Genomic DNA, 21,102 nt, shown 5'->3' with positions numbered 1-21,102 from the left:
TGGGCACCCTGCATCAGGTCTGGCTTACTGAATCCAGCCTTTTTCTTTGTAGTACTTTTCAGCACCCGGATGCAGCGGTGCCGACAGGCCATCCGCGATCATCTCTTCAGGCTTCAGGTTGGCAAATGCAGGGTGCAGCTTTTTGAAGTCATCGAAGTTTTCGAAGACCGAGCTGACAACCGCGTAGACCGCATCTTCCGATACGTCCGCTGACGTCACAAAGGTTGCGCCCACACCAAAGGTCGAGGTGTCGCCATCAGATCCACGGTACATGCCACCGGGAATGGTTGCGGTGCGATAGAACGAGTTATCGTTGACCAGCTTGTCCACGGCTTCGCCGCTGACATTCACAAGAACCGAGTCACAAGCAGTGGTTGCTTCCTGAATCGAACCCGAAGGGTGACCGACGGTGTAAACCATCGCATCGATCTGGTTGTCGCACAGTGCTGCCGACTGTTCAGCCGCCTTCAACTCGGTCGCCAGTTCGAAATCGCCCGTGGTCCAGCCCATTTCACCCAGCAGAACTTCCATGGTGCCGCGCTGACCGGAACCGGGGTTGCCGATGTTGACGCGCTTGCCTTTCAGGTCTTCGAAATTGGTGATGCCGGAATCTGCGCGGGCCACAACGGTGAACGGCTCGGGGTGAACCGAGAATACCGCACGCAGGTTTTCGAACGGGCCAGCCTCTTCAAACTTCGAGGTGCCGTTATAGGCATGGTACTGCCAGTCGGACTGTGCCACACCAAACTCCAGTTCGCCTTCGCGAATGGTGTTGATGTTGTAGACCGAACCACCGGTCGATTCGACCGAGCAGCGCACGCCATGTTCCTTGCGGCCTTTGTTCACCAGACGGCAGATCGCGCCTCCTGTCGGGTAATACACGCCGGTTACGCCACCGGTGCCGATTGTAATGAACTCTTCTGCATATGCGGCTGGTGCCATCATGGCCGCCGTTACAAACGCGCCAAGGCTCAGTTTGCTGCTATTTTTCATGTGTTAACTCCCAATTTTTATCTGGCAGTTGGAACCCAAATGGGTCGACCTGCTCAGGGAAGCGTGCCGATAGTACAATCCGGCCCGTCCCGCAACAGGTACAACTCTTTGAATTTTCCAATTTCTCCCAACCCTTGTGAGGTTTCATTCAGAGACGCGGATTGTCAAGTCCGCCACCCGGACTGACCGCCTCAATCCGCATATATGAGCTTGAATCGCGAAGTTTCCCCATCAGCGCATTGCGCGCTAGCCCGGTATTTCCAACGACACTTAAAGTTCAAACATACGCCTCATTCCTGGCGCAAATGGAAGGCACCTGCTCGTCAGGTTCGGATGTAATGATTGCCCATTTTGCCGGACCTAGCGAACAGAAAACCCCCAACTTTGGACTTCGAAATGGCAAAGAAATACCTCTGCACGCTCGCTGTTGCGGCGACGGCAGCTACGCCCGTTTTAGCTAATAACACGCTGAAACAAGATGATTTTTCAGTTGAATGTGTATCGGATGTCGACGGCAGCAACGTGACTCTGAAACGATCCGGCGGATCAGACAAAGGCTATCTTGCCACAGGTGACCTTGAGGGCGAAGCCGCAATTTACCCTGTCGGAGAATCAATGACGTTTCTGCTGATGCAAGACGGGCAGGTCGTCACGTTTGTCGTGAACTATGACAGCTTGAAATACGATATGATGGTCAAAGGCGCGGCTCAGAAATTTGATCGGGGTACGTGTCCGGCATCCTGAGGACTTCGCTTGGGATGACTTCCAAGATGTGACGTCGCATCGGTTTGAAACCTTAGCGCGCGATTTTGCGGATTGGTTGAGCTCGAACAACGAGCCTAAGCCGAACGGTCAAAAAAAGAAGCGGCGTGTTTGCGCCGCTTCTTTCATTTTATCAACAACTTAAGCTGAGGCTTTAAAGATCTTATCGATGTTGCTGCCCAAGGCTGCATTGAACTCTGCATCAGATTGCTGTTTCGACAAACCTTCGGTCAGCGCACGCGAGAACGACGCGATCATCTTGCCGTTCTGACCCAGCAGATCACACGCCTGCTCGGTCGAATATCCACCTGACAAAGCAACCACGCGCACCACGCGCGGGTGATCGGCCACTTCATCATAAAGATTTGCCGTGCTCGGGATCGTCAGTTTCAGCATGATGTCCTGCCCCTCGGCCAGTTGGTCCAGGTTTTTCAGGATTTCAGCCTTCAGGATGTCTTCCGCCTCGGCTTTGGTTTCCGAATTGATGTTGACCTCGGGCTCGACAATCGGAACCATGCCTGCGGCGACAACTTCGCGGGCCACATCGAATTGCTGTGCCACAACGGCGGCGATACCTTCCGCGTTGGCTTCATGAATCACCGAACGTTCTTTTGTGCCAAACACCCCGTCTGCCTTGGCCAACGTCTCGGCCAGACCCGGAATCGGCTTCATCAACTGAACACCATTGGCCGTCTCTTCCAGGCCCTTGTCGATTTTCAGGAACGGAACGATGCCTTTGACAGACCAAAGGTAATCCGCAACCTTGCGGCCTTCGATCTCTTCACCCAGCGTGCGTTCGAACAGGATCGCACCGATCACTTTGTCCTTGGTGAAGTCGTCTGCCAGAATGATCCGCGCGCGCATGTTCTGGATTTCGCCAAACATCTCTTCTTCCGAGGCGTAATCCGACGCGTCCACCCCGTACAGCGCCAGCGCCTTGGGGGTCGATCCACCGCTTTGATCCAGTGCAGCGATAAAGCCTGCTCCGTTGGTCATTTGCGCGCGCTGTTCTGCTTTGGACATAATGCTTTCCCGTTCAAGAATGATTCCGATTTCATTCCTCGCATACAGCACGGCGGTGGACGATGGTAGTTTGTTAGCGCTCAACCAACTTCAACCATATCCCTTCCTTGGACCGAACAGTCAGATGCGCCACCGGAACCGGCGTTTTGCCGGGGATTGTTTCGAATTTGAAACGTCGCACCAGCGTTGACAGGATCAAAGTACCTTCAACCATCGCAAACCCCGCCCCCGTGCACACTCGTGGCCCAGCAGAGAACGGAATGTAGGCATTGCGCTGACATATTTTGCCGTTCTCTGTTGTCCATCTTGCGGGATCGAACCCGTCCGGATTGTCCCAAAGTCGTTCTTGCCGATGCAAGTGCCACGGGCTGATGACAATTTGTGAACCCTTTGGAACCTCTCGATCTCGAAACCTTTCAGGACACTGCGTTTCCCGCACCATCATCGGCACTGGTGGATAAAGCCGCAACGCCTCGCGAAACACATCTCGGGTGACGTTCAGCCTGGACATGGTCGCAAAGGACGGTTCCAGATGTGCTTGTGCCTCTTCCGCGACTTTCTCCTGCCATTCTGGATAAAGCGCCAGCAGATACAGTGTCCAGGCTAGGGCCGAGGCGCTGGTCTCGTGGCCCGCCAGAAAGAAGATTGCGACCTGATCAATCATCTCATCGGTTTCAAAACACTTCCCCGTGGCAGGATCGGGAGTTGTCATGATTTTCGTGGCCAGATCGTTTGGTGCCGTCCCATCAGCTATGGCTGCCGCGCGATCTGCTGTAAGTTTCTGGATTAAACGCCTGATATCATGCGCATTCCGCCGTGTGTCGCCGGAATGAAATCGAGGTGCCCAACGCGGCAGAGGTAAAAAAGCCGCAAGGTTCAAAAGCGGTTGCTGCCTTTGATAGGCGCGGAACTTATGGAATACTTCGGCTGCGATTTCATGTTCGATCGGTACCGAAAACAGTGTTCGGAAAATGACGTCAGCAGCGACATGGCTGGTGATTTCTTCAACTTCGATCTCCTTCCCCACACTGACGTGAAGTCGATCCGCGCAAGCGTGGGACGCGTCTCGCATCGCCGGAAACGTGTCTTTCAACCGCCCGCCTTCGAACGCTGGATCAATGATACGACGTTGTCGCTTCCATGCCTCACCGTTTGTCAGAAATACAGACTCACCCAAAAGCTGCCGCAAACCTTCGCTGATGCGGTTGGATTTGGGGAAGTCTTCGGACCTCTTTTTCAAAACCAGATCAACCAGTTCCGGCTGATTAATCATGTAAGATCTGAAGAACGGCGTTCGAAATTCAGCCATCCACGCGCGATAGAGCCGCTGAGGCTGTGCTGAAAGCAGGTCTTTCCGAAACAGTCTCAGATACTGCCACAGCGAAACTTTGTCTGGGCGTGGGGTCGGCTTTGGCGGGATCATGCATGAACCCTGGTGTATTTTGATACGGGCTGATCAATTCGCGAGGGTGAAGGCGCGCGCCCGGCAAATCGTGCAGCCAAGGTTTGCGGGCCCGCAGTGATCCGAAAATAATCGTATGCACCCGGACGGTCAAAAGCGCAGAGATACTGAAAATGCAGCTTGAAGAACCGCCAGCGATCCGCCTTCCAGCGCTCAGGTGACAGTGTTTGAGTAAAAGCTGCCGACAAAACCAGCGGCCATTTCTTATCAGGGCTGCCCACACCGCTGACCGCAACCGGGTCGCACAGCGCAAAGGCGCAGCCATCGCCGGGGGCGGTAAAATCGACCCATGCCACAGTGGGTTGCTTGGAAAGAAACTGCAAATCCGCGCGTAAACGGTGTGCGTTTGGCAGGAAGGACACCATCGGCACCACCTGCCCCAAAGTCAGAAACGACAAAACCGGTCCTTGGTCAGACACGTCACGTTCACGGATCAGATCGGCAAGCACCGACACACCCAGATGCGCGCCCGAGCTGTGACCGATCACCAAAACCTCATCCACCTCTTCAGTCAAAGCGTCTTTGATCAGGTCTTGGAATGTGTCCAGCCGCGCCTGCAATTGCGGCGGTGTTTCCCCCTTCAACTGCGCGGAATATGCGTAGTCATGCATCAGGTAATAGGCAAACAGCCGGTTGTCGATTGTGCGAAACCAATGCAGCACAGCATAAGCCAGCACACCCGCCGGACCCAAAGCCCACAGCCCCAGCATTGGGGCAAGCAGATTTAGCGCCACCCCTGCAACCAACAACGCGACCAGCAGTTGCGCAATGAGCATCCCAACCGGATAAAGCGCAGCGATGACCGGCCCCTTTCGCAGCCGCATCAACCGGCGCAGAGTTCCCGTCGAGATGTAGGTCCAAGCGGTTCGAGCCAACTGCAGATAGGTGGACAGGATCGATCCCGTCATGCTGTCCCGTACGATATCCGACCAGACAAGTACATCGACATCCGTGTGCACCTGTTCGCCATCCTGAAGCGACGTGACATGCCAGCCAAAGACGTCAGATCGCGGCTTGGCTGAGACAGAAATCTCGTAACCGGAAATCTCGGCCTGGACCTGTGACTCGGACCGATACAGTTCCCGGTATCGTCTGGGTGGAAAGGGATCATAACCGGGTATGTAAAACACCCGACGTTTGCGCACCTGAGGCTGATTTGTCTGACTGCTCATGCCCTTACCTTCTGCCGTGCAGGTTAACGCAGGCTTGAGGTCAAGGTAAGGGGGTCAGCGGCTCATCCGAAGTTCGCCAAGGCCGGGAAGGTCTCCAGCAACCACCAGCTGAACCGCGTAAACAGACCGGTGATCAGCATGATGCCTACGAACAACAGCAAGCCGCCCATGACCTTTTCGATCGTACCCATGTAAGGCTTGATGCGGTTCATGACGGTCATCGAGCGGTTCAGGAACATCGCCGCCAGCAGGAACGGAATACCCAGCCCCGCCGCATAGACGCCCAGCAATACCGTACCGCGCGCAACAGATGCCTCATTCGCCGCCAGCGAAAGGATCGCACCCAACTGAGGCCCAATGCACGGCGTCCAGCCAAAGGCAAACGCCAGACCCAGGATATAGGCCCCAAAAACCGAGCCACCGGAATCACCGGTATCGATCCGCGCTTCGCGGTCCAGAAAAGGGATGCGGAAAACGTTCAGGAAGTGAAGGCCAAACACGATCACCACTGCGCCCGAGAGCTTGGCAAAAAGCACCTGATTCTGAAGAACAAACGCCCCGAAGGCAGACGCGGTAAAGCCCAGAAGAAGAAAGACGGTCGACAGACCCATCACAAAGAACAATGCCGACATCGTCGCCTTGCGCCGCGCACGTGCCTCATCCTGCATCTCGTTGATTGTGACGCCGCTCATATACGCCAGATAGGGCGGCACGATGGGCAGCACGCATGGTGACAGAAAGCTGATCAAGCCACCCAACAGCGCGACAAACATGGCGGGCAACAGGCCCGCGTCTATTATTTCAATTCCGAACATGTCTCTGCACATAAGTGATGAATGGCGATCCGTCACGGGGCCATTCAGTCACATCCTCGTGGTTGGAATCTGGACAATATTTCAACTTGGTCCTATCCCGAAATGCATGACCGAGATTACAGATACTTTGGACGCCCTTGGGCTTTTGTGCCCTCTACCCGTCCTCAAAGCCCGCAAACGGCTCAAATCCTTGCCTGCTGGGGCCGTCCTGCGTGTGCTGGCCGATGATCCCGCGGCCATCGTCGATGTTCCGCACTTTTGCACCGAGGCCGGACATACGCTGCTGTCTCAGGAACTTGACGGGGCGCATCAGGTTTATCTGATCCAAAAAGCCGTCTAAAACACCCCGGCAAACAAAAAAGACGGGCCCCTTAGCCCGCCTTTTCATTACTTGCCCAGAGACCACCAGCCGCGCCGCTTCGGCTTGGCGGGGCTTGGTTCCGGTTCTTCCGCTACTGTTTCCAGCACCGGCTCGGGCGTTTCGTCCACAGGGGCTTCTTCAGTGGGCGCAACATCTTCAGCAGTGACCTCTTCAACCGCTTGCGCCGCAAGTTCTTCCACAACAGCAGGCGTTTCTTCGGTTGGTGCATCGTCGATGCCGGGTTCTTCGGCGCTTATCGGTTCCTCAGGTGCAGCCTCAAAAGTCTCAGCTTCCGCCTCAACAGTTTCGCTTTGTTCCTGAGCCACCTCGGGTGTCTCGGCCTCGGGGGTTTCTGTAGCGTCTTCTGCCACAGGCACCTCGGCTACGGTCTCAGCTTCAACAGCTTCCGTTTCAGCCTGTTCAACCGTTTCTTCAGCCACTACGTCCTTCTTCCGGCGACGCGGAGCACGTTTGCGCTTGGGCTTGGCAGGCTTTTCTTCCTCTGCCGCTTCTGCTTCTACGACGTCAGCCGCACCTTCTTCATCGGCAGCATTCTCCTGAGTTTCCGCTTCGGTACTTTCGTTGGATTGCTCTGCGGCATCACCATTGCCCCCACCCTTCTTGCGCCGCCGACGACGACGTTTGCGCTTGGGCTTGGCATCTTCTTCGGCCTGGACAGTATCGTCCTCGACCTCTTCCTCGTCAGACGAATCCACCATGTCCATCAATGACGCGTCCACAGAAACGACAGGCGCTGTGGCTTCCGGTACGATCCGGCTGGCGGTCTTGAATTTTTCCATCGAGAAATCGGGGCTCACCAAGTGGATGTCGCCTTCGATCCTCACAGACAGACCATACCGCGCCTCAATCTGCGCAATGTGCTCGCGCTTCTGGTTCATCAGGAAGTTGGCAATGCTGACCGGGCAGCGCACCAAAACTTCACGCGAACGGCGGCGGGTGCCTTCCTCTTCGATCTGACGCAGAATCGACAAGGCCATGTTGTCGTCCGAGCGAATCAGACCAGTCCCATGACAGGCCGGACATGGCTGCGTCGTGGCCTCGATCATTCCAGGGCGCAGTCGCTGTCGGCTCATCTCCAACAAGCCAAAGCCGGAAATCCGGCCAACTTGAATGCGCGCGCGGTCAGTCTTGAGCTTATCTTTCAGACGCTTTTCAACGGCCGCATTGTTCTTGCGCTCGTCCATATCGATGAAATCGATGACGATCAGACCGGCCAAATCCCGCAGACGCAGCTGGCGCGCCACCTCTTCCGCCGCTTCAAGGTTGGTCTTAAGCGCGGTCTCCTCGATCGAGCCTTCTTTGGTCGCCCGCCCCGAGTTCACGTCGATAGCGACCAGAGCCTCGGTCACGCCGATCACGATATAGCCACCGGATTTCAGCTGCACTGTCGGGTTGAACATCCCCGCCAGATAGCTTTCCACCTGATAGCGCGCGAACAGTGGCAGTGCATCTTCATAACGTTTCACGTTCTTGGCGTGAGACGGCATGATCATTTTCATGAAGTCCTTGGCGATGCGATAACCGCCTTCGCCTTCGACCAGAACCTCATCAATGTCTCGATTGTAAAGATCGCGGATCGACCGTTTGATCAGGTCGCCTTCCTCATAGATCTTTGCAGGCGCAATCGATTCCAACGTCAGGGCACGGATCTGTTCCCACAAACGCTGAAGATATTCATAGTCACGCTTGATCTCGGACTTGGTGCGCTTGGCACCTGCTGTACGGATGATCAGACCTGCCCCGGTCGGCACATCAATGTCCGCAGCGATTTCTTTCAGTTTCTTGCGATCAGCGGCGTTGGTGATTTTGCGGCTTATACCGCCACCGCGCGCGGTGTTCGGCATCAAGACGCAATAGCGACCGGCCAAAGACAGGTAGGTTGTCAGCGCAGCACCCTTGTTTCCACGCTCTTCCTTGACGACCTGCACCAGCAGGACCTGACGAACCTTGATGACTTCCTGGATCTTGTAACGACGCGGGCGCGGTTTGCGTGGCGGACGGATGTCTTCGCTGTCATCCTCGTCAGCCACGGATTCAATCGAATCGTCTTTTGAAGAAGCATCGGCACTTTTGCCTTCAGCATCGTCATCTTCCGCGCCCTGATCGCCGTCGGCATCCGCAGACGCTTCATCCGAGGCGTCAACATCCTCAGCAGCAGCTGCCTCCGCGTCATCCGTCGGTGCGCCATCAACTTCTGCGCTGTCTTCTGGCGCCTCATTTGAAGCCGCAACCGCGTCTTCACTAACCTCACCTGCATCATCACCCGCTTCTTCGGGCGAGTCAGACGCGTCTTCCACGTCAGAATCCGCTTCTTCTGCCGCTTCTGCCTTGTCGTCAGAAACAGATTCTGCCGCAGTCACATCACCGTCTTCCGGTTCTTCTACCGGTGTCTCAGCAACCATCTCCATCGGAGAGGTTCCTTCGAGCACTTCGATATCCGCATCTTCGCTTTCGGCCAGATCGATGGTTTCCATACCGGTCGGCTCGGTTGAAACCTCCATTGTTTCAACCGGATCGTCCGATTTCACATCAGCAGCCTTGGAACGCGACCGGGACCGCCGCTTTTTTGGTTTGGCTTCTTCGGCTTCGTCACGCGCTTTCATCGCCTCGGCGTAAGCGCGTTCCTCCTCCATCAGCGCCTCGCGGTCGGCGACTGGGATCTGATAGTAGTCGGGGTGAATTTCCGAAAACGCCAGGAATCCATGCCGATTCCCACCATAGTCCACAAATGCCGCCTGAAGAGACGGTTCAACCCGTGTTACTTTTGCAAGGTAGATGTTGCCAGCCAGCTGGCGTTTGTTTTCGGATTCAAAATCGAACTCCTCGACCTTGTTTCCGTCCACCACCACGACGCGGGTTTCCTCCGCGTGGGTGGCATCGATAAGCATTTTCTTAGCCATGTTTCCTTGGTGCACCGCGCCAAACGCGTTGTCCTGACCTGTCCAGGCGGACAGGCGCTTTTGGGGAGGTGTCTTGTCAGGGCGATATCAGACGGCGCGCGGCAGGGTCTGGCGCTGTGGCCCCCTGCCCGGTCTCTCAATCGTTGCGCGCGCGTCATCGCGGTTCTTCTCCGACAGGCGCAGTTTCTGCAGCCCGCCCATTTATTCCTTTCACCCAACGCATCGGGCTCAGGTACTCTACTGCCCCCAATCGGGGCACAATCGGTCTGCTTCGCAGCGAAAATTACGTGCAGCAAAGCAGCGAAACTCAAAGATTCGGGGCTTAAGGGCGAAAAAAAGGCCCGGCCCGTTCGGACACAATAAAAGCAGTCCTGTGGAAAAGACAATGGGCAAACTGCATCGAGACCGTAGACGCAGTGCGGGATCTCTTCATCTGGCCTCAAATACCTCGGGGGAGTCGCCAAAGGCGACGGGGGCAGAGCCCCCGTTCGTAAAGGTTAAAGATAGTCTGATCGCTGAAGCCCGTATTTCGCCATCTTCTCGTTCAGCGTCCGGCGCGGCAGGCACAATTCGTCCATAACCGACGCGATCGACCCCTTATGGCGGCGCATCGTGTTGTCGATCAGCATTCGCTCAAACGCTTCGACATATTCCTTCAGCGGCTTGCCTTCGGTGGTCATCACCGGCTGCATCTCTTCGTGATCCGACATCAGCAAGGATGCAATTGTCCCCGACCCACGACGTGATTGCAGCACAGCACGTTCAGCAATATTGATCAGTTGACGCACGTTGCCCGGCCACGGGGCCTGCAACAATTGCGCCGCCTCCTGCGCGCTGACCTGAGGCGCATCGCAGCCATATTCTTCTGCAAATTGCTCACTGAGGCGCGTGAACAGGGTCAGGATATCCTCGCCCCTCTGACGCAGCGGCGGCATGGTGATCCGCAACGCCGCCAACCTGTAGAACAGGTCCGGGCGCAGAACGTCTTCGGATGTCTTTCCCGCTTCCTGCAGGTTCGAAATCGCTACGATCCGGGTTTCCGCAGGGGTGCCCTGCTCGTTCATCACACTTAACAGTTTGGCCTGCAACGTGTCGCTCAGCGCTTCCACGTCTTCCAATACCAGCGTCCCGCCGCGCGCTTCTTCGATAGCCGGCAGCTGCGCATCCTCGGGCATCATCGGGCCAAACAGGCGCTTGGCCAGCGCGTCTTCCTCAAGTGCGGCGCAGGACACCAGAACAAACTTCTTGCCAGCGCGACTGCCCACCGCATGGAGCGCGTGCGCAACAAGGGTTTTGCCAGTCCCGGTCTCTCCGTCGATCAGCACATGGCCGTCGGCTTGCCCAAGATCCAAGATATCCTCACGCAGCCGCTCCATAACCGGGCTGGCACCGATCAGCTTGTTCATGATCTGCGTGCCACCCGACAGCTCCCGCCGCAGCGCCCGGTTGTCCAGTGTCAGACGGCGCGCATTGCTGGCGCGCTTGGCGAGTTCGGACATGCGATCCGGATTGAATGGCTTTTCAAGGAAATCGAACGCACCGACACGCATGGCTTCAACCGCCATTGGAACATCGCCGTGCCCCGTGATCATGATGACTGGCAGGGTGCTGTCGGCCCCCATCAGCTTTTTCAGCAGCTGAATACCATCCATCCCCGGCATCTTGATATCCGAAATCACAATCCCCGGATAATCCGGTCCCAGAACCTTGAGCGCATCTTCCGCGCTGGCAAAGGTTTCAGTGTCGTATCCGGACAAAGCAAGCCACTGGCTGATCGATTGGCGCATGTCCTGTTCGTCATCCACAATGGCAATTTTCATGGCCTGTGCCATAGTCATTCCTCGTTATTCCGCGGCCTCGAGGCCGTCGCTTCCCAGTGCTGGCAACTGCATTTCAAACACCGCGCCCCCATATTGGCCGTTGCGCGCAGTCAGCCGTCCCCCATGGTCGTTCACGATCCCTGACGAGATGGCAAGCCCCAGTCCAACCCCGTCACCGGGCTGTTTGGTGGTATAGAACGGCTCGAACAGGTTCTCGATATCCTCAATACCGTGCCCGTTGTCCCGAACGGTCAGAACCGCCATGTCGCCCGCCGCCAGGATGATTTCCACATCCGGCTCTGCTACTGATTTGGTGGCATCCAGAGCGTTTCGCAAGAGGTTGACCATCACCTGCTCGATCCGCATCCGGTCCCCCATAACCATGACAGGTTCTTCTGGCAGGATCTGCGTGATCTTCACATGACGCTGACGCAGTTGAGGCTCCATCATGGATAAGGCCGAGGCCAGCGCTTCGCCAAGATTTACAGGCGAAAACGCATCCGCCCCCTTGCGAGCATAAGACTTGAGCTGGCGCGTGATCGCCCCCATCCGCTCGATCAGACCATCGATGCGACCAAAGCTTGCCAGCGCCTCTTCCGGCCGGTTGCGCCTCAACAACAGACGCGCACCGGCAAGATAGGTTTTCATTGCAGCCAGAGGTTGATTGAGCTCATGACTGACCGCTGCCGACATCTCGCCCAGGGCGGCCAGTTTCGAGCTTTGCGCAAGGGTCTGTTCCGCCAAATCCAGCGTCTTTTCAACCCGTTCCCGCTCAGCAATTTCCCGCTGTAGCCGTGCGTTCAATGCGCGAAGCTCTGCCGACTCGCGCTGAAACAGGGCCATGCGAAGGGTCGCCCGACGGCTGAGCGCATAAAACGTCAGCGCCAGAAGAATCGCAAAGCCCATGATTTCCAGCGCAAGCACGCTGTTCACCTTTTCCCGGATCGAAGCAAAGGTTGTGAACGACGTCATTTGCCAGCCCCGAAACGGGATGCGTGTTTCCATGCGCATCACCGCCTCGCCTTGCAGGTAGGCATCCGGCGGCAAAGCCGTCCAATCGGTTGTGGCCCGAATGGCGCGTTGAATTGCACCCTGCGGCGGCTGGCGCAGCATCGCTGTGCTTTCTTCTAACCCACGCCAGCGGGGCTCGGTGGATAGGATGATGGTTCCGGTGCTGTCCGTGACCATCACTGCGTCCGAGATACCGGCCCACGCGCGTTCGAATTTCTGCAGGTCGACTTCAACAACGATGACGCCCAGAATTTCCGACCCGTTTTCCAGTCGCCGGGAATAGACAAAGCTATATCCGCCGGATTCCTTGGGAATGACCGAAAAGATCGTGGCATTAGATCGGATGGCATCCACATAATAAGCTGTATTTCTGTGCCCTTCGCCCAGCTTGTTACGATCCGTTGCGGCAACGGTTCGACCGTCACTGTCCAAGAGCATCAGTGAGGCCGCGCCAATTTCTTCAACGAAGGAAATCAAACGCTGGGTTGATAGTGTATAGTCACTGGATTGCAGCGCCGAAATGAGCGTCGGGTCTCGTGCCAGCAACTGCGGCACGATCGAGTTTCGGCGCAACTCGCTCAGCAGGTTGCCGGAATACAGGGCCAGTCGCAGCTCGGCCCGGTTTCGAGTGGATTCCGTGAACCTGTCGGTCAACAGGCTGTTGGTGATCCAGACTGTCGTAATAGTTGCGAGCAGCAGAATAAGAACCGCGACGCGCAATCGCCAGCCCAGCGGAGCACCGCGAAGCGGTTTCAACATATTTGACCAAGCTGATCGCACGTCCGAGTTCATGGCCAGACGTTACGCGCGGGCGCGCGTGACCTCAAGTCACGCTGATTCAAACACGCCTGACAATGCGCGGAACAGCGCCACTCCGTCGGTGCCACCATGCCCTTCATCTGCCGCACGCTCAGGGTGGGGCATCATCCCCAATACACGTCGGTTTTCGGACAGGATGCCAGCGATGTCGCCGACCGAGCCATTGGGATTCTCGGAATAGGTGAACGCGATGCGATCCTGATCCTTCAGGGCCGCAAGCGTTTCGTCATCTGCAAAGTAGTTGCCATCATGATGCGCGATTGGGATGCCGATCACGTCGCCTGCATTGTAGCCCCCGGTAAACACGCTGTCGCTTGTTTCAACCTTCAAGCCCACTGTTTTGCAGATGTATTTCAGCCCGGCATTGCGCAGCAACGCGCCCGGCAGGATCCCGGTTTCGGTCAGAACCTGAAACCCGTTGCAGATACCCACGGCATAGCCGCCGCGCTCGGTATGCGCGACCACCGCCTTGCAGATCGGGGACTTTGCAGCGATGGCCCCGCAGCGCAGATAGTCGCCATAGGAAAAGCCACCCGGTACACCTACGATATCCACACCTTCGGGCAGCGCTGCGTCCTTGTGCCAGACCATATCAACCTTGAACCCGGCCTGCTCAAAGGCGACGGCGAGGTCTCGGTCACAGTTGGATCCGGGGAATACGATTACGGCTGCGCGCATGGCGGGCCCTCCTACGAGACAAAATCTGTAACCACCGCAACGCCCGGCGGGGTTGGGTGGTCAAAGGCGGCAAGCTCAGCGCTCACCTGGTTAAGAGTTATTTTGCGCGTGACCAGCGGGCTCAGGTCAATCCCGCCCCCTGCGATCAGCGACAACAAAGACGGATAGCGCCAGCTTGGCATGCCACGCGTTCCGAAAACAGAAAGCTGGCCGGAATAAAGCACGTCCATCGGCAAAGCCATCTGCGTGTGATCCCCGGCTGGCATTCCGATCTGCACCATGCGCCCCATTTTGCGCAGGGACCGCATCGCAGATACGGTTGTGACTTCGATTCCCAAAGCCTCAATCGCAACATGCGCGCCGCCGCCGGTGAGGTCTTTCACGGCCTGAGGCGCATCACATGTAGCGGCATTGACAACCGCATCAGCCCCCAAAGACTGTGCATAGTCCAGCTTGTCGTCTGCAATATCGACCACGACGACCCGTGCGCCAAGCGCCTTGCCCAAAAGCAGCGTGGAAATCCCAACACCGCCACCGCCAAAGACAGCGATCCATTCCCCACCCTGAACCTGTGCTCGTCCGACCAAAGCCTGCCACGCCGTTGTCACACGACACCCCAAGGCTGCAGCAACTTCGGGCGCAATGCTATCGGGCAATGTCGTGAGGTTCGCATCCGCATGGGCCACTGCGATATATTCCGCAAAAGCACCATCGCAGGTAAAACCCGGAACAATCTGGTCGTTACAGATTGTCTGATGCCCCTGCGCGCAGTCTGCGCAATGCCCGCAAGCCAGAATGAACGGCGCGATAACTCTGTCGCCCACTCGCCAGCGGGTGACCCGAGAACCGACCGCGACAACCTCACCACAATATTCATGACCGGGTGTCATCGGAAGGATCACGTCCGGGTCCGCGCCTGACCAAGCATGCCAATCGGATCGGCACACGCCACACGCCAAAACCCGAACCACAACACCATCTTCGGCGGGTTCGGGATCGGGCACGGTCGCAACCTCAAGCGGTTGACGATAGGTGATCAGACGCGCGGCCCGCATTCGATCAGACCAGTTCGATCTCGTAGCGTTCGATAACGGTGTTGGCCAACAGCTTTTCGCACATTTCGGTCACATCTGCCTCGGTCGCGCCATCGGCCAGTTCCAGATCAATCACTTTGCCCTGACGGACGCCTTCGACCTGATCAAAGCCCATTGCGCCCAATGCGTGCCGAACTGCTTCGCCCTGCGGGTCCAGCACCCCGTTTTTGAGCATCACATGAACCCGTGCTTTCATTTTGGCAACTCCACCTTCGGGCCGCAATCCATGGCCCATTTCGTTGCGCGGGGGATAGCGTGCCTGACCGTTTTCGACAACCCTGTTTCCCAAGCAGTTTGCCGCACTTGTCATTAAGCGAAGCGACTATTTTGGTTGATGATCAAAAGATGAACCTGCCGCGCACGCAAAAACCAAAATGCGCCGCGGTTTTAGCCGCAGCGCAATTTAGTTGAAACAAAAGTTCCAGAACGGATCAGTTGATCAGCGTCGGCTTGGTGACATTGGTATTCGGCAGCACACCCAGACGGCGCGCAACTTCTGAATAGGCATCGGTCAGATTGCCCAGATCACGACGGAACACGTCTTTATCCAGTTTCTGGCCGGTTTCGATGTCCCAAAGGCGGCAGCTGTCGGGGCTGATTTCGTCAGCCACAATCAAACGCTGATAATCCCCTTCGAAAATGCGTCCGATTTCGATCTTGAAGTCCACTAGGCGAATACCAACCGCCAGCATCACACCGCTCATGAAATCGTTCACGCGCAACGCTAGGCTGAGGATATCGTCCATGTCCTGTTGGCTGGCCCAGCCAAAGGCGGCGATATGTTCTTCGGTGACCAGAGGATCACCCAAAGCATCGTCCTTGTAGCAATATTCGACGATCGGACGCGGCAGCTGTGTCCCTTCGGCAATGCCCAGACGTTTAGACATCGATCCGGCAGCATAATTGCGAACGATCACTTCCAACGGCACGATTTCGCAATTGCGCACCAGTTGTTCGCGCATGTTCAGACGGCGAATAAAGTGGTTCGGAATGCCGATCTGGGTCAGACCGTTCATGAAGAACTCGGACAGTCGGTTGTTCAGCACGCCTTTGCCGTCAATCACGTCCTTCTTTTCTGCGTTGAATGCAGTGGCGTCATCCTTAAAATACTGTACGATTGTGCCCGGTTCGGGGCCTTCATACAAAATCTTGGCCTTGCCTTCGTAGATTTTCTTGCGACGCGCCATAAGCGACCTTTCCAGTCTGAGCAGAGGGAATGAGTCCCTTCTCGTTGGCGTCCTCATAGTGCAAGCACTCTTTTCCCGCAAGTTCATGTACCCGAGAGGCTTTGACGCAGCGCAAATACCTTGCGCCCGGGACGTCGTATGGTCATATCATCAGGAAAGAAGATGTAACCCAAGAGGTCCTCACCCAATGACCACGTTCGATGAACGCGAAAACGCCTTTGAAGCCAAGTTTGCCCATGATGAAGAAATGCAGTTCAAGGCGCAGGCCCGCTGCAACAAACTGCTGGGCCTGTGGGCGGCAGAAAAGCTGGGCAAATCCGGCGCGGAAGCCGAAGAATATGCCAAAACCGTTGTAGTCGCCGATTTCGAAGAAGCCGGGCACGAAGACGTTGTACGTAAGGTCGCCGGTGATCTGGGTGATTTATCGTCGGCCGAAGAAATCCGCGCCAAGATGGCCGAAATTCTGCCGGAAGCCAAAGCTCAGGTCATGAGCGAAGCTGACTAAGGTTTTCTTACAGACCTCATGATCTTCATGAGTTTTATGAATTTGCTTTGACGCCCCGGTCATGTGACATGGGGCGTCTCTATTTTTAACGGCGATTTGCGCCTTTTTCTGGAATAACCCAATGACAAATGCGCTCAGCAAGCTTCTGGACACCAAAGATGCCATTTTGGCCGATGGTGCGACAGGGACCAATCTGTTCAACATGGGCCTGCAGTCTGGCGACGCACCTGAACTTTGGAACGTGGAGGCCCCAGACAAGATCCGGGCGCTGTATCAGGGTTCGGTGGATGCAGGCAGTGACCTGTTTCTGACCAACACCTTTGGCGGCACGTCTGCACGGCTCAAGCTGCACGATGCTCAGAATCGCGTGGGTGAACTAAACCGCATCGGCGCTGAACTGGGACGCGAGGTGGCAGACAAGGCCGGGCGACTTGTCGTTGTTGCGGGTTCTGTTGGACCAACCGGTGAAATCATGGAACCGGTCGGCAGCCTGACGCATTCCGACGCGGTGGAAATGTTCCACGAACAAGCAGCGGCGCTGAAAGAAGGCGGAGTTGATGTTCTGTGGGTAGAAACCATCAGCGCCCCTGAAGAGTTCCGCGCTGCTGCAGAAGCATTTGCACTGGCTGACATGCCATGGTGTGGCACGATGAGCTTTGATACTGCCGGGCGCACGATGATGGGTGTGACCTCGGCCGATCTGGCGCAAATGGTCGAAACACTACCCAACCCGCCCATCGCCTTTGGGGCAAACTGCGGTACCGGCGCATCAGACATTCTGCGCACAGTTTTGGGCTTTGCCGCACAAGGGACAGAGCGTCCACTGATCTCCAAGGGTAACGCGGGCATTCCGAAATACGTGGATGGTCACATCCACTATGACGGCACGCCCGAGCTTATGGGCCAGTATGCAGCAATGGCACGCGACGCGGGCGCGACAATCATTGGCGGTTGCTGCGGAACAATGCCTGATCACCTGCGCAAGATGCGTGAGGCACTGGATACCACATCGCGCGGCGAACGCCCGACTCTGGATCAGATCACTGATGCGCTGGGTCCATTCACGTCGGCCTCTGATGGAACCGGCGACGAGGCTGCCCCCGAACGCCGCACGCGCCGCCGTCGCCGTGCCTGAAGTGAATTAAATCAGCGCCCTTCGAATTTCGGAGGGCGTTTTCCCATGAAGGCCACCACACCTTCGGCGAAATCGCGCGAGCGACCACATTCGCCCTGCAGATGCGCCTCGGTCGCAAGCTGCTGAGGCAGCGTGTTTTCATAGGTTCCACGAATGGCCTGCTTGATCGCGCCGTAAGTTGCTGTTGGACCATTGGCCAGGTATTCCGCCCGTTTCCGCCAATGCGCAGCGAAATTGTCATCGGGCACAGATTCCCAGATCAAGCCCCAGTCATCCGCTTGTCGTGCGCTGATCTTGTCGGCGAACAATGCCGCACCCATCGCCTTGGCCATTCCCATATGACGCGGCATGAACCAAGTTCCTCCGGCATCCGGCAACAAACCGATCCGCGCAAAGGCTTGCAGGAAATAGGCGCTTTCAGTTGCGATCACAACATCCGCGCAAAGGGCCAGGTTCGCCCCTGCCCCGGCCGCAGCCCCATTCACAGCCGCAATTGTGGGAACCGGACAGCTGTGGATCGTTTCCAACATTGGTTCGTATTCGTCGCGCAAAGAACGCTCCAGATCGATCTTGCCGGTTGAGGACGCATCACCCAGATCCTGCCCGGAACAAAAGGCGGGACCAGCGCCGGTGATCACAATGCACCGGGCTCGGCTTGCGGCGTCTTTCATTGCGTGGGCGACTTCAGCGCGCATCTGTGTTGTCAGAGCGTTCATTTTGTCTGGTCTGTTCAAGGTCAAAACCGCCAGACCATCCGCAATATCCAGAACAACTGTTTCGTAATGCATGAAAACCCTCCCGTCGCGCCAAGCGTTTTCGAACACTTACTGGCCCAAACAAGAAGGTAAAGGCAGAACCAAACGTCAGTCTTCAAGAATTCGGCGCAGACGCTCCTTTTCGTCTTCACTCAGCGCCGCGCTTTCCGCTGACGCATGAGCTTTGGCACGGTTGCGCAGAAAATTCAGCCCGACCCCGGCCGCAATCAACAGCATGATGGGGCCGGCGAGCCAAAGGAACAGGTTCGAGCCGCTGGTGGTGGGCTTGAGCAGTACGTATTCGCCATAGCGATCAACGATAAACGCGATGGCCTGTTCGTCGGTATCGCCTGCAACCAGACGTTCCCGCAGCAGCAAACGCAAATCACGCGCCAGATCAGCGTTGCTTTCGTCGATGCTTTCGTTCCGACAAACAAGGCATCGCAATCCGGTGCTAAGGTCGCGGGCGCGTTGTTCCAGCACCGGATCATCCAGAACCTCATCCGGCTGCACCGAAAACACGGGTGTCGCCAGCAACATCAGGATCAGTACAAGGCGTTTCATTCTGCGGGTACTCCGCCAACCGGGGTTTTTCGCGCCCCTGCGGCAACCCTGAACCGCCTGTCACACAGGCTGAGGATACCGCCAAGCGACATCAGGATGCAGCCAGCCCAGATCCAGTTCGCGAAAGGCTTGATATAGGTGCGCATGACCCAGCCCCCATCTGCCTGTTGATCACCGATCACAACGTAAAGATCACCCAGGAAACGGTAATCAATCGCAGCCTCGGTCGTGGGCATACGGGCAACCGGATAATCCCGCTTTTCAGGGTGAAGTGTCCCAATCGGGCGTCCATTTTTTTCAACCAGAACATCTGCCGTGGTCGAGAAATAGTTTGGCCCTTCAACCAACCGCACATCTTGCAGGGTCAGCGTAAACTGCCCCACCTCAAAGGGCTGATTGGGTTGCGCAACGCGGATATCTTCGGCCTCCCAAGCGGTCAGGCCAGCCACGGCAAAGATGGTGACGCCCAGACCAGTATGCGCGACCGCTTTACCCCAATCTGCACCCGGCAGGCGGAACAGGCGTTTCAGGCTGCCGTTGCGGCCCGTGCGGCTCCACAAATCGATGGCGGCACCAAACGTAATCCATGCCCCAAGGAACAGACCCACCGGCCCCAACGCGCTGCGTCCGGTCTGCATGGCCCAAACCAGCAAAGCAATCGCCAGCGCCAGCCCAAAGGCATAGCGCAGAGACCAAGCCGTCCTTCCAATCCTTCCCCGTTTCCAAGGCAACATAGACCCGATCGGCAGGATCAGCCCCAGCAACACCATGAACGGAGAGAAAGCAGCGTTGAAGAAAGGCGCTCCGACCGAAAGCTTCCGGTCAAACATCATCTCGGCCACCATGGGCCACATGGTGCCCACAAAAACAACGAAGCAACTGACGGCCAGCAAAACATTGTTGGCCACCAAAGCGCTTTCGCGGCTGACCATACCAAAGACGCCCTTGGCCTCCATCGCCTGAGCGCGCGCAGCAAAAAGTGTCAGCGCCCCACCGATAAAAAACACCAGAATCATCAGGATAAAAACGCCGCGCTCCGGGTCGGTGGCGAAGGCATGAACCGAAGTCAGAAGACCCGAACGCACAATGAATGTACCGATCAGTGAAAATCCGAACGCAATGATCGCCAGCAGAATGGTCCAGCTTTTCAGCGCCTCGCGCTTCTCCACAACAATGGCAGAGTGCAACAAAGCGGCCGCCAGAAGCCAAGGCATGAACGACGCATTCTCGACCGGATCCCAGAACCAGAACCCGCCCCAGCCCAATTCGTAGTAAGCCCACCATGACCCCAGTGCGATACCAATGGTCAAAAAGACCCAGGCCGCCAATGTCCAGGGCCGCACCCAACGCCCCCAGGCCGCATCGACACGCCCTTCGATCAGGGCTGCAATGGCAAAGCTGAACGCCATGCTCAGGCCCACATAACCGAGATACAGAAAAGGCGGATGAAAGGCCAAGCCTGGGTCTTGCAGCAATGGATTCAGGTCGCGCCCGTCAAACGGCGCAATTGCAAGGCGGTCGAACGGGTTCGACGTGAACAGGATGAAGGCAAAAAACGCGACCGCGATTGACGATTGCACCGCCAGCACACGGGCCTTGAGCGTCGGCGGCAACCCGCCTCCAAAGAACGCGGCTAACGCGCCAAACAAGGTGACAATCAACACCCACAGCAACATGGATCCTTCGTGGTTCCCCCATGTTCCACTGATCTTGTAGATCATCGGCTTGGCAGAATGGCTGTTCTCAACCACGATCCTCAGGGAGAAGTCCGACACGACAAACGCCCAGATCAACGCACCGAAGGAAAACGCCGTCAAAAGGAACTGTACGATGGCCGAAGGCTCGGCAAATGCCATCCAACCGGCCCAACGTTTCGAAGCCCCGATCAGGGGCACCACGCTTTGCACGATAGCAACAAAGAAGGCGAGGATAAGGGCGAAGTGACCGAGTTCTGTAATCATGCCCCGGAATATACTCCGCGGCCAATCCGGGGGCCAATAACTTTCGTCAAGTACGAAGGCACAT

General features: G+C 56.7%; 19 protein-coding genes. 4 read left to right on the top strand and 15 right to left on the bottom strand.

What is annotated here, in order from left to right:
- Positions 1-24: 24 nt before the first annotated feature.
- Positions 25-993, bottom strand: coding sequence for a TAXI family TRAP transporter solute-binding subunit (locus AC2FNU_RS04600; RefSeq protein WP_171089876.1), 969 nt, complete (start codon positions 991-993; stop codon positions 25-27).
- 396 nt (positions 994-1,389) lie between these two features.
- On the opposite strand from AC2FNU_RS04600, the gene AC2FNU_RS04595 reads away from it, so the two are divergent.
- Positions 1,390-1,737 carry a hypothetical protein gene (locus AC2FNU_RS04595; protein WP_496785399.1) on the top strand — a complete coding sequence of 116 codons (348 nt, stop codon included), beginning with the start codon at positions 1,390-1,392 and terminating at the stop codon, positions 1,735-1,737.
- 159 nt (positions 1,738-1,896) lie between these two features.
- On the opposite strand, the gene AC2FNU_RS04590 is transcribed toward AC2FNU_RS04595, so the two are convergent.
- The 4 genes from AC2FNU_RS04590 to AC2FNU_RS04575 form a co-directional block, all read right to left on the bottom strand.
- The gene (locus AC2FNU_RS04590) at positions 1,897-2,778 is read right to left on the bottom strand and encodes a fructose bisphosphate aldolase (protein ID WP_496785396.1); all 882 of its coding nucleotides are present in this window, start codon (positions 2,776-2,778) and stop codon (positions 1,897-1,899) included.
- Positions 2,779-2,851: 73 nt separating this feature from the next.
- The gene (locus AC2FNU_RS04585) at positions 2,852-4,201 is read right to left on the bottom strand and encodes a cytochrome P450 (protein WP_496785393.1); all 1,350 of its coding nucleotides are present in this window, start codon (positions 4,199-4,201) and stop codon (positions 2,852-2,854) included.
- Positions 4,198-5,412 carry a hypothetical protein gene (locus AC2FNU_RS04580; protein ID WP_496785389.1) on the bottom strand — a complete coding sequence of 405 codons (1,215 nt, stop codon included), beginning with the start codon at positions 5,410-5,412 and terminating at the stop codon, positions 4,198-4,200. Before AC2FNU_RS04580 ends, AC2FNU_RS04585 begins: the two co-directional genes overlap by 4 nt.
- Before the next feature lie 62 nt (positions 5,413-5,474).
- Entirely contained in the window at positions 5,475-6,227 is a 753-nt protein-coding gene (locus AC2FNU_RS04575; protein WP_171089861.1) for a cytochrome c biogenesis CcdA family protein, read from the bottom strand.
- 106 nt (positions 6,228-6,333) lie between these two features.
- Here AC2FNU_RS04575 and AC2FNU_RS04570 point away from each other — a divergent pair, with 106 nt between their 5' ends.
- Complete coding sequence (locus tag AC2FNU_RS04570) at positions 6,334-6,567, top strand: sulfurtransferase TusA family protein (protein WP_496785385.1); 234 nt, start codon at positions 6,334-6,336, stop codon at positions 6,565-6,567.
- Between the two features lie 47 nt (positions 6,568-6,614).
- Here the strand turns inward: AC2FNU_RS04570 and AC2FNU_RS04565 are convergent, their stop codons facing one another.
- The 7 genes from AC2FNU_RS04565 to purC form a co-directional block, all read right to left on the bottom strand.
- On the bottom strand, positions 6,615-9,509 hold the full coding sequence (locus AC2FNU_RS04565) for an Rne/Rng family ribonuclease (RefSeq protein WP_496785383.1): 2,895 nt from the start codon (positions 9,507-9,509) through the stop codon (positions 6,615-6,617).
- Between the two features lie 497 nt (positions 9,510-10,006).
- Positions 10,007-11,341: a sigma-54-dependent transcriptional regulator gene (locus tag AC2FNU_RS04560; RefSeq protein ID WP_050603452.1), complete on the bottom strand. Its 1,335-nt coding sequence runs from the start codon at positions 11,339-11,341 to the stop codon at positions 10,007-10,009.
- 12 nt (positions 11,342-11,353) lie between these two features.
- A complete protein-coding gene (locus tag AC2FNU_RS04555) occupies positions 11,354-13,099 on the bottom strand; it encodes a sensor histidine kinase (RefSeq protein WP_480798923.1) in 1,746 nt (581 codons plus the stop codon).
- A gap of 69 nt (positions 13,100-13,168) precedes the next feature.
- Positions 13,169-13,837 carry a phosphoribosylformylglycinamidine synthase subunit PurQ gene (gene purQ, locus AC2FNU_RS04550; RefSeq protein WP_496785379.1) on the bottom strand — a complete coding sequence of 223 codons (669 nt, stop codon included), beginning with the start codon at positions 13,835-13,837 and terminating at the stop codon, positions 13,169-13,171.
- A gap of 11 nt (positions 13,838-13,848) precedes the next feature.
- Positions 13,849-14,892, bottom strand: coding sequence for a zinc-dependent alcohol dehydrogenase family protein (locus AC2FNU_RS04545; RefSeq protein WP_496785374.1), 1,044 nt, complete (start codon positions 14,890-14,892; stop codon positions 13,849-13,851).
- 4 nt (positions 14,893-14,896) lie between these two features.
- Positions 14,897-15,127 (bottom strand): phosphoribosylformylglycinamidine synthase subunit PurS, encoded by a 231-nt coding sequence (gene purS / locus AC2FNU_RS04540; RefSeq protein WP_117872765.1) that lies wholly within the window; start codon positions 15,125-15,127, stop codon positions 14,897-14,899.
- Between the two features lie 235 nt (positions 15,128-15,362).
- The gene (gene purC / locus AC2FNU_RS04535) at positions 15,363-16,118 is read right to left on the bottom strand and encodes a phosphoribosylaminoimidazolesuccinocarboxamide synthase (RefSeq protein ID WP_171089849.1); all 756 of its coding nucleotides are present in this window, start codon (positions 16,116-16,118) and stop codon (positions 15,363-15,365) included.
- 187 nt (positions 16,119-16,305) lie between these two features.
- Between purC and AC2FNU_RS04530 the strand changes: the two genes are divergently transcribed.
- Together AC2FNU_RS04530 and bmt are read left to right on the top strand one after the other, a co-directional pair.
- Positions 16,306-16,623, top strand: coding sequence for a DUF1476 domain-containing protein (locus tag AC2FNU_RS04530; RefSeq protein ID WP_171089847.1), 318 nt, complete (start codon positions 16,306-16,308; stop codon positions 16,621-16,623).
- Between the two features lie 121 nt (positions 16,624-16,744).
- On the top strand, positions 16,745-17,758 hold the full coding sequence (gene bmt / locus AC2FNU_RS04525) for a betaine--homocysteine S-methyltransferase (RefSeq protein WP_496785369.1): 1,014 nt from the start codon (positions 16,745-16,747) through the stop codon (positions 17,756-17,758).
- Positions 17,759-17,769: 11 nt separating this feature from the next.
- Here the strand turns inward: bmt and AC2FNU_RS04520 are convergent, their stop codons facing one another.
- The 3 genes from AC2FNU_RS04520 to AC2FNU_RS04510 all read right to left on the bottom strand — a co-directional run bounded on the left by AC2FNU_RS04520 (position 17,770) and on the right by AC2FNU_RS04510 (position 21,038).
- Complete coding sequence (locus AC2FNU_RS04520) at positions 17,770-18,546, bottom strand: enoyl-CoA hydratase-related protein (RefSeq protein ID WP_496785365.1); 777 nt, start codon at positions 18,544-18,546, stop codon at positions 17,770-17,772.
- A 75-nt stretch (positions 18,547-18,621) separates the two neighbouring features.
- A complete protein-coding gene (locus tag AC2FNU_RS04515; protein WP_496785363.1) occupies positions 18,622-19,077 on the bottom strand; it encodes a cytochrome c-type biogenesis protein in 456 nt (151 codons plus the stop codon).
- Entirely contained in the window at positions 19,074-21,038 is a 1,965-nt protein-coding gene (locus tag AC2FNU_RS04510) for a heme lyase CcmF/NrfE family subunit (RefSeq protein WP_496785358.1), read from the bottom strand. Before AC2FNU_RS04510 ends, AC2FNU_RS04515 begins: the two co-directional genes overlap by 4 nt.
- Positions 21,039-21,102 lie beyond the last annotated feature (64 nt).

The organism is Ruegeria sp. BHSB064 (assembly GCF_059613205.1).
Note: the sequence above shows the minus strand (reverse complement) of the source record. Positions and strands in the feature narration are given on the sequence as shown.

Coding starts and splice junctions, on each gene's coding strand:
- AC2FNU_RS04600 (WP_171089876.1), bottom strand. CDS start 993: ATGAAAAATAGCAGCAAACTGAGCCTTGGCGCGTTTGTAACGGCGGCC.
- AC2FNU_RS04595 (WP_496785399.1), top strand. CDS start 1,390: ATGGCAAAGAAATACCTCTGCACGCTCGCTGTTGCGGCGACGGCAGCT.
- AC2FNU_RS04590 (WP_496785396.1), bottom strand. CDS start 2,778: ATGTCCAAAGCAGAACAGCGCGCGCAAATGACCAACGGAGCAGGCTTT.
- AC2FNU_RS04585 (WP_496785393.1), bottom strand. CDS start 4,201: ATGATCCCGCCAAAGCCGACCCCACGCCCAGACAAAGTTTCGCTGTGG.
- AC2FNU_RS04580 (WP_496785389.1), bottom strand. CDS start 5,412: ATGAGCAGTCAGACAAATCAGCCTCAGGTGCGCAAACGTCGGGTGTTT.
- AC2FNU_RS04575 (WP_171089861.1), bottom strand. CDS start 6,227: ATGTTCGGAATTGAAATAATAGACGCGGGCCTGTTGCCCGCCATGTTT.
- AC2FNU_RS04570 (WP_496785385.1), top strand. CDS start 6,334: ATGACCGAGATTACAGATACTTTGGACGCCCTTGGGCTTTTGTGCCCT.
- AC2FNU_RS04565 (WP_496785383.1), bottom strand. CDS start 9,509: ATGGCTAAGAAAATGCTTATCGATGCCACCCACGCGGAGGAAACCCGC.
- AC2FNU_RS04560 (WP_050603452.1), bottom strand. CDS start 11,341: ATGGCACAGGCCATGAAAATTGCCATTGTGGATGACGAACAGGACATG.
- AC2FNU_RS04555 (WP_480798923.1), bottom strand. CDS start 13,099: ATGTTGAAACCGCTTCGCGGTGCTCCGCTGGGCTGGCGATTGCGCGTC.
- purQ (WP_496785379.1), bottom strand. CDS start 13,837: ATGCGCGCAGCCGTAATCGTATTCCCCGGATCCAACTGTGACCGAGAC.
- AC2FNU_RS04545 (WP_496785374.1), bottom strand. CDS start 14,892: ATGCGGGCCGCGCGTCTGATCACCTATCGTCAACCGCTTGAGGTTGCG.
- purS (WP_117872765.1), bottom strand. CDS start 15,127: ATGAAAGCACGGGTTCATGTGATGCTCAAAAACGGGGTGCTGGACCCG.
- purC (WP_171089849.1), bottom strand. CDS start 16,118: ATGGCGCGTCGCAAGAAAATCTACGAAGGCAAGGCCAAGATTTTGTAT.
- AC2FNU_RS04530 (WP_171089847.1), top strand. CDS start 16,306: ATGACCACGTTCGATGAACGCGAAAACGCCTTTGAAGCCAAGTTTGCC.
- bmt (WP_496785369.1), top strand. CDS start 16,745: ATGACAAATGCGCTCAGCAAGCTTCTGGACACCAAAGATGCCATTTTG.
- AC2FNU_RS04520 (WP_496785365.1), bottom strand. CDS start 18,546: ATGCATTACGAAACAGTTGTTCTGGATATTGCGGATGGTCTGGCGGTT.
- AC2FNU_RS04515 (WP_496785363.1), bottom strand. CDS start 19,077: ATGAAACGCCTTGTACTGATCCTGATGTTGCTGGCGACACCCGTGTTT.
- AC2FNU_RS04510 (WP_496785358.1), bottom strand. CDS start 21,038: ATGATTACAGAACTCGGTCACTTCGCCCTTATCCTCGCCTTCTTTGTT.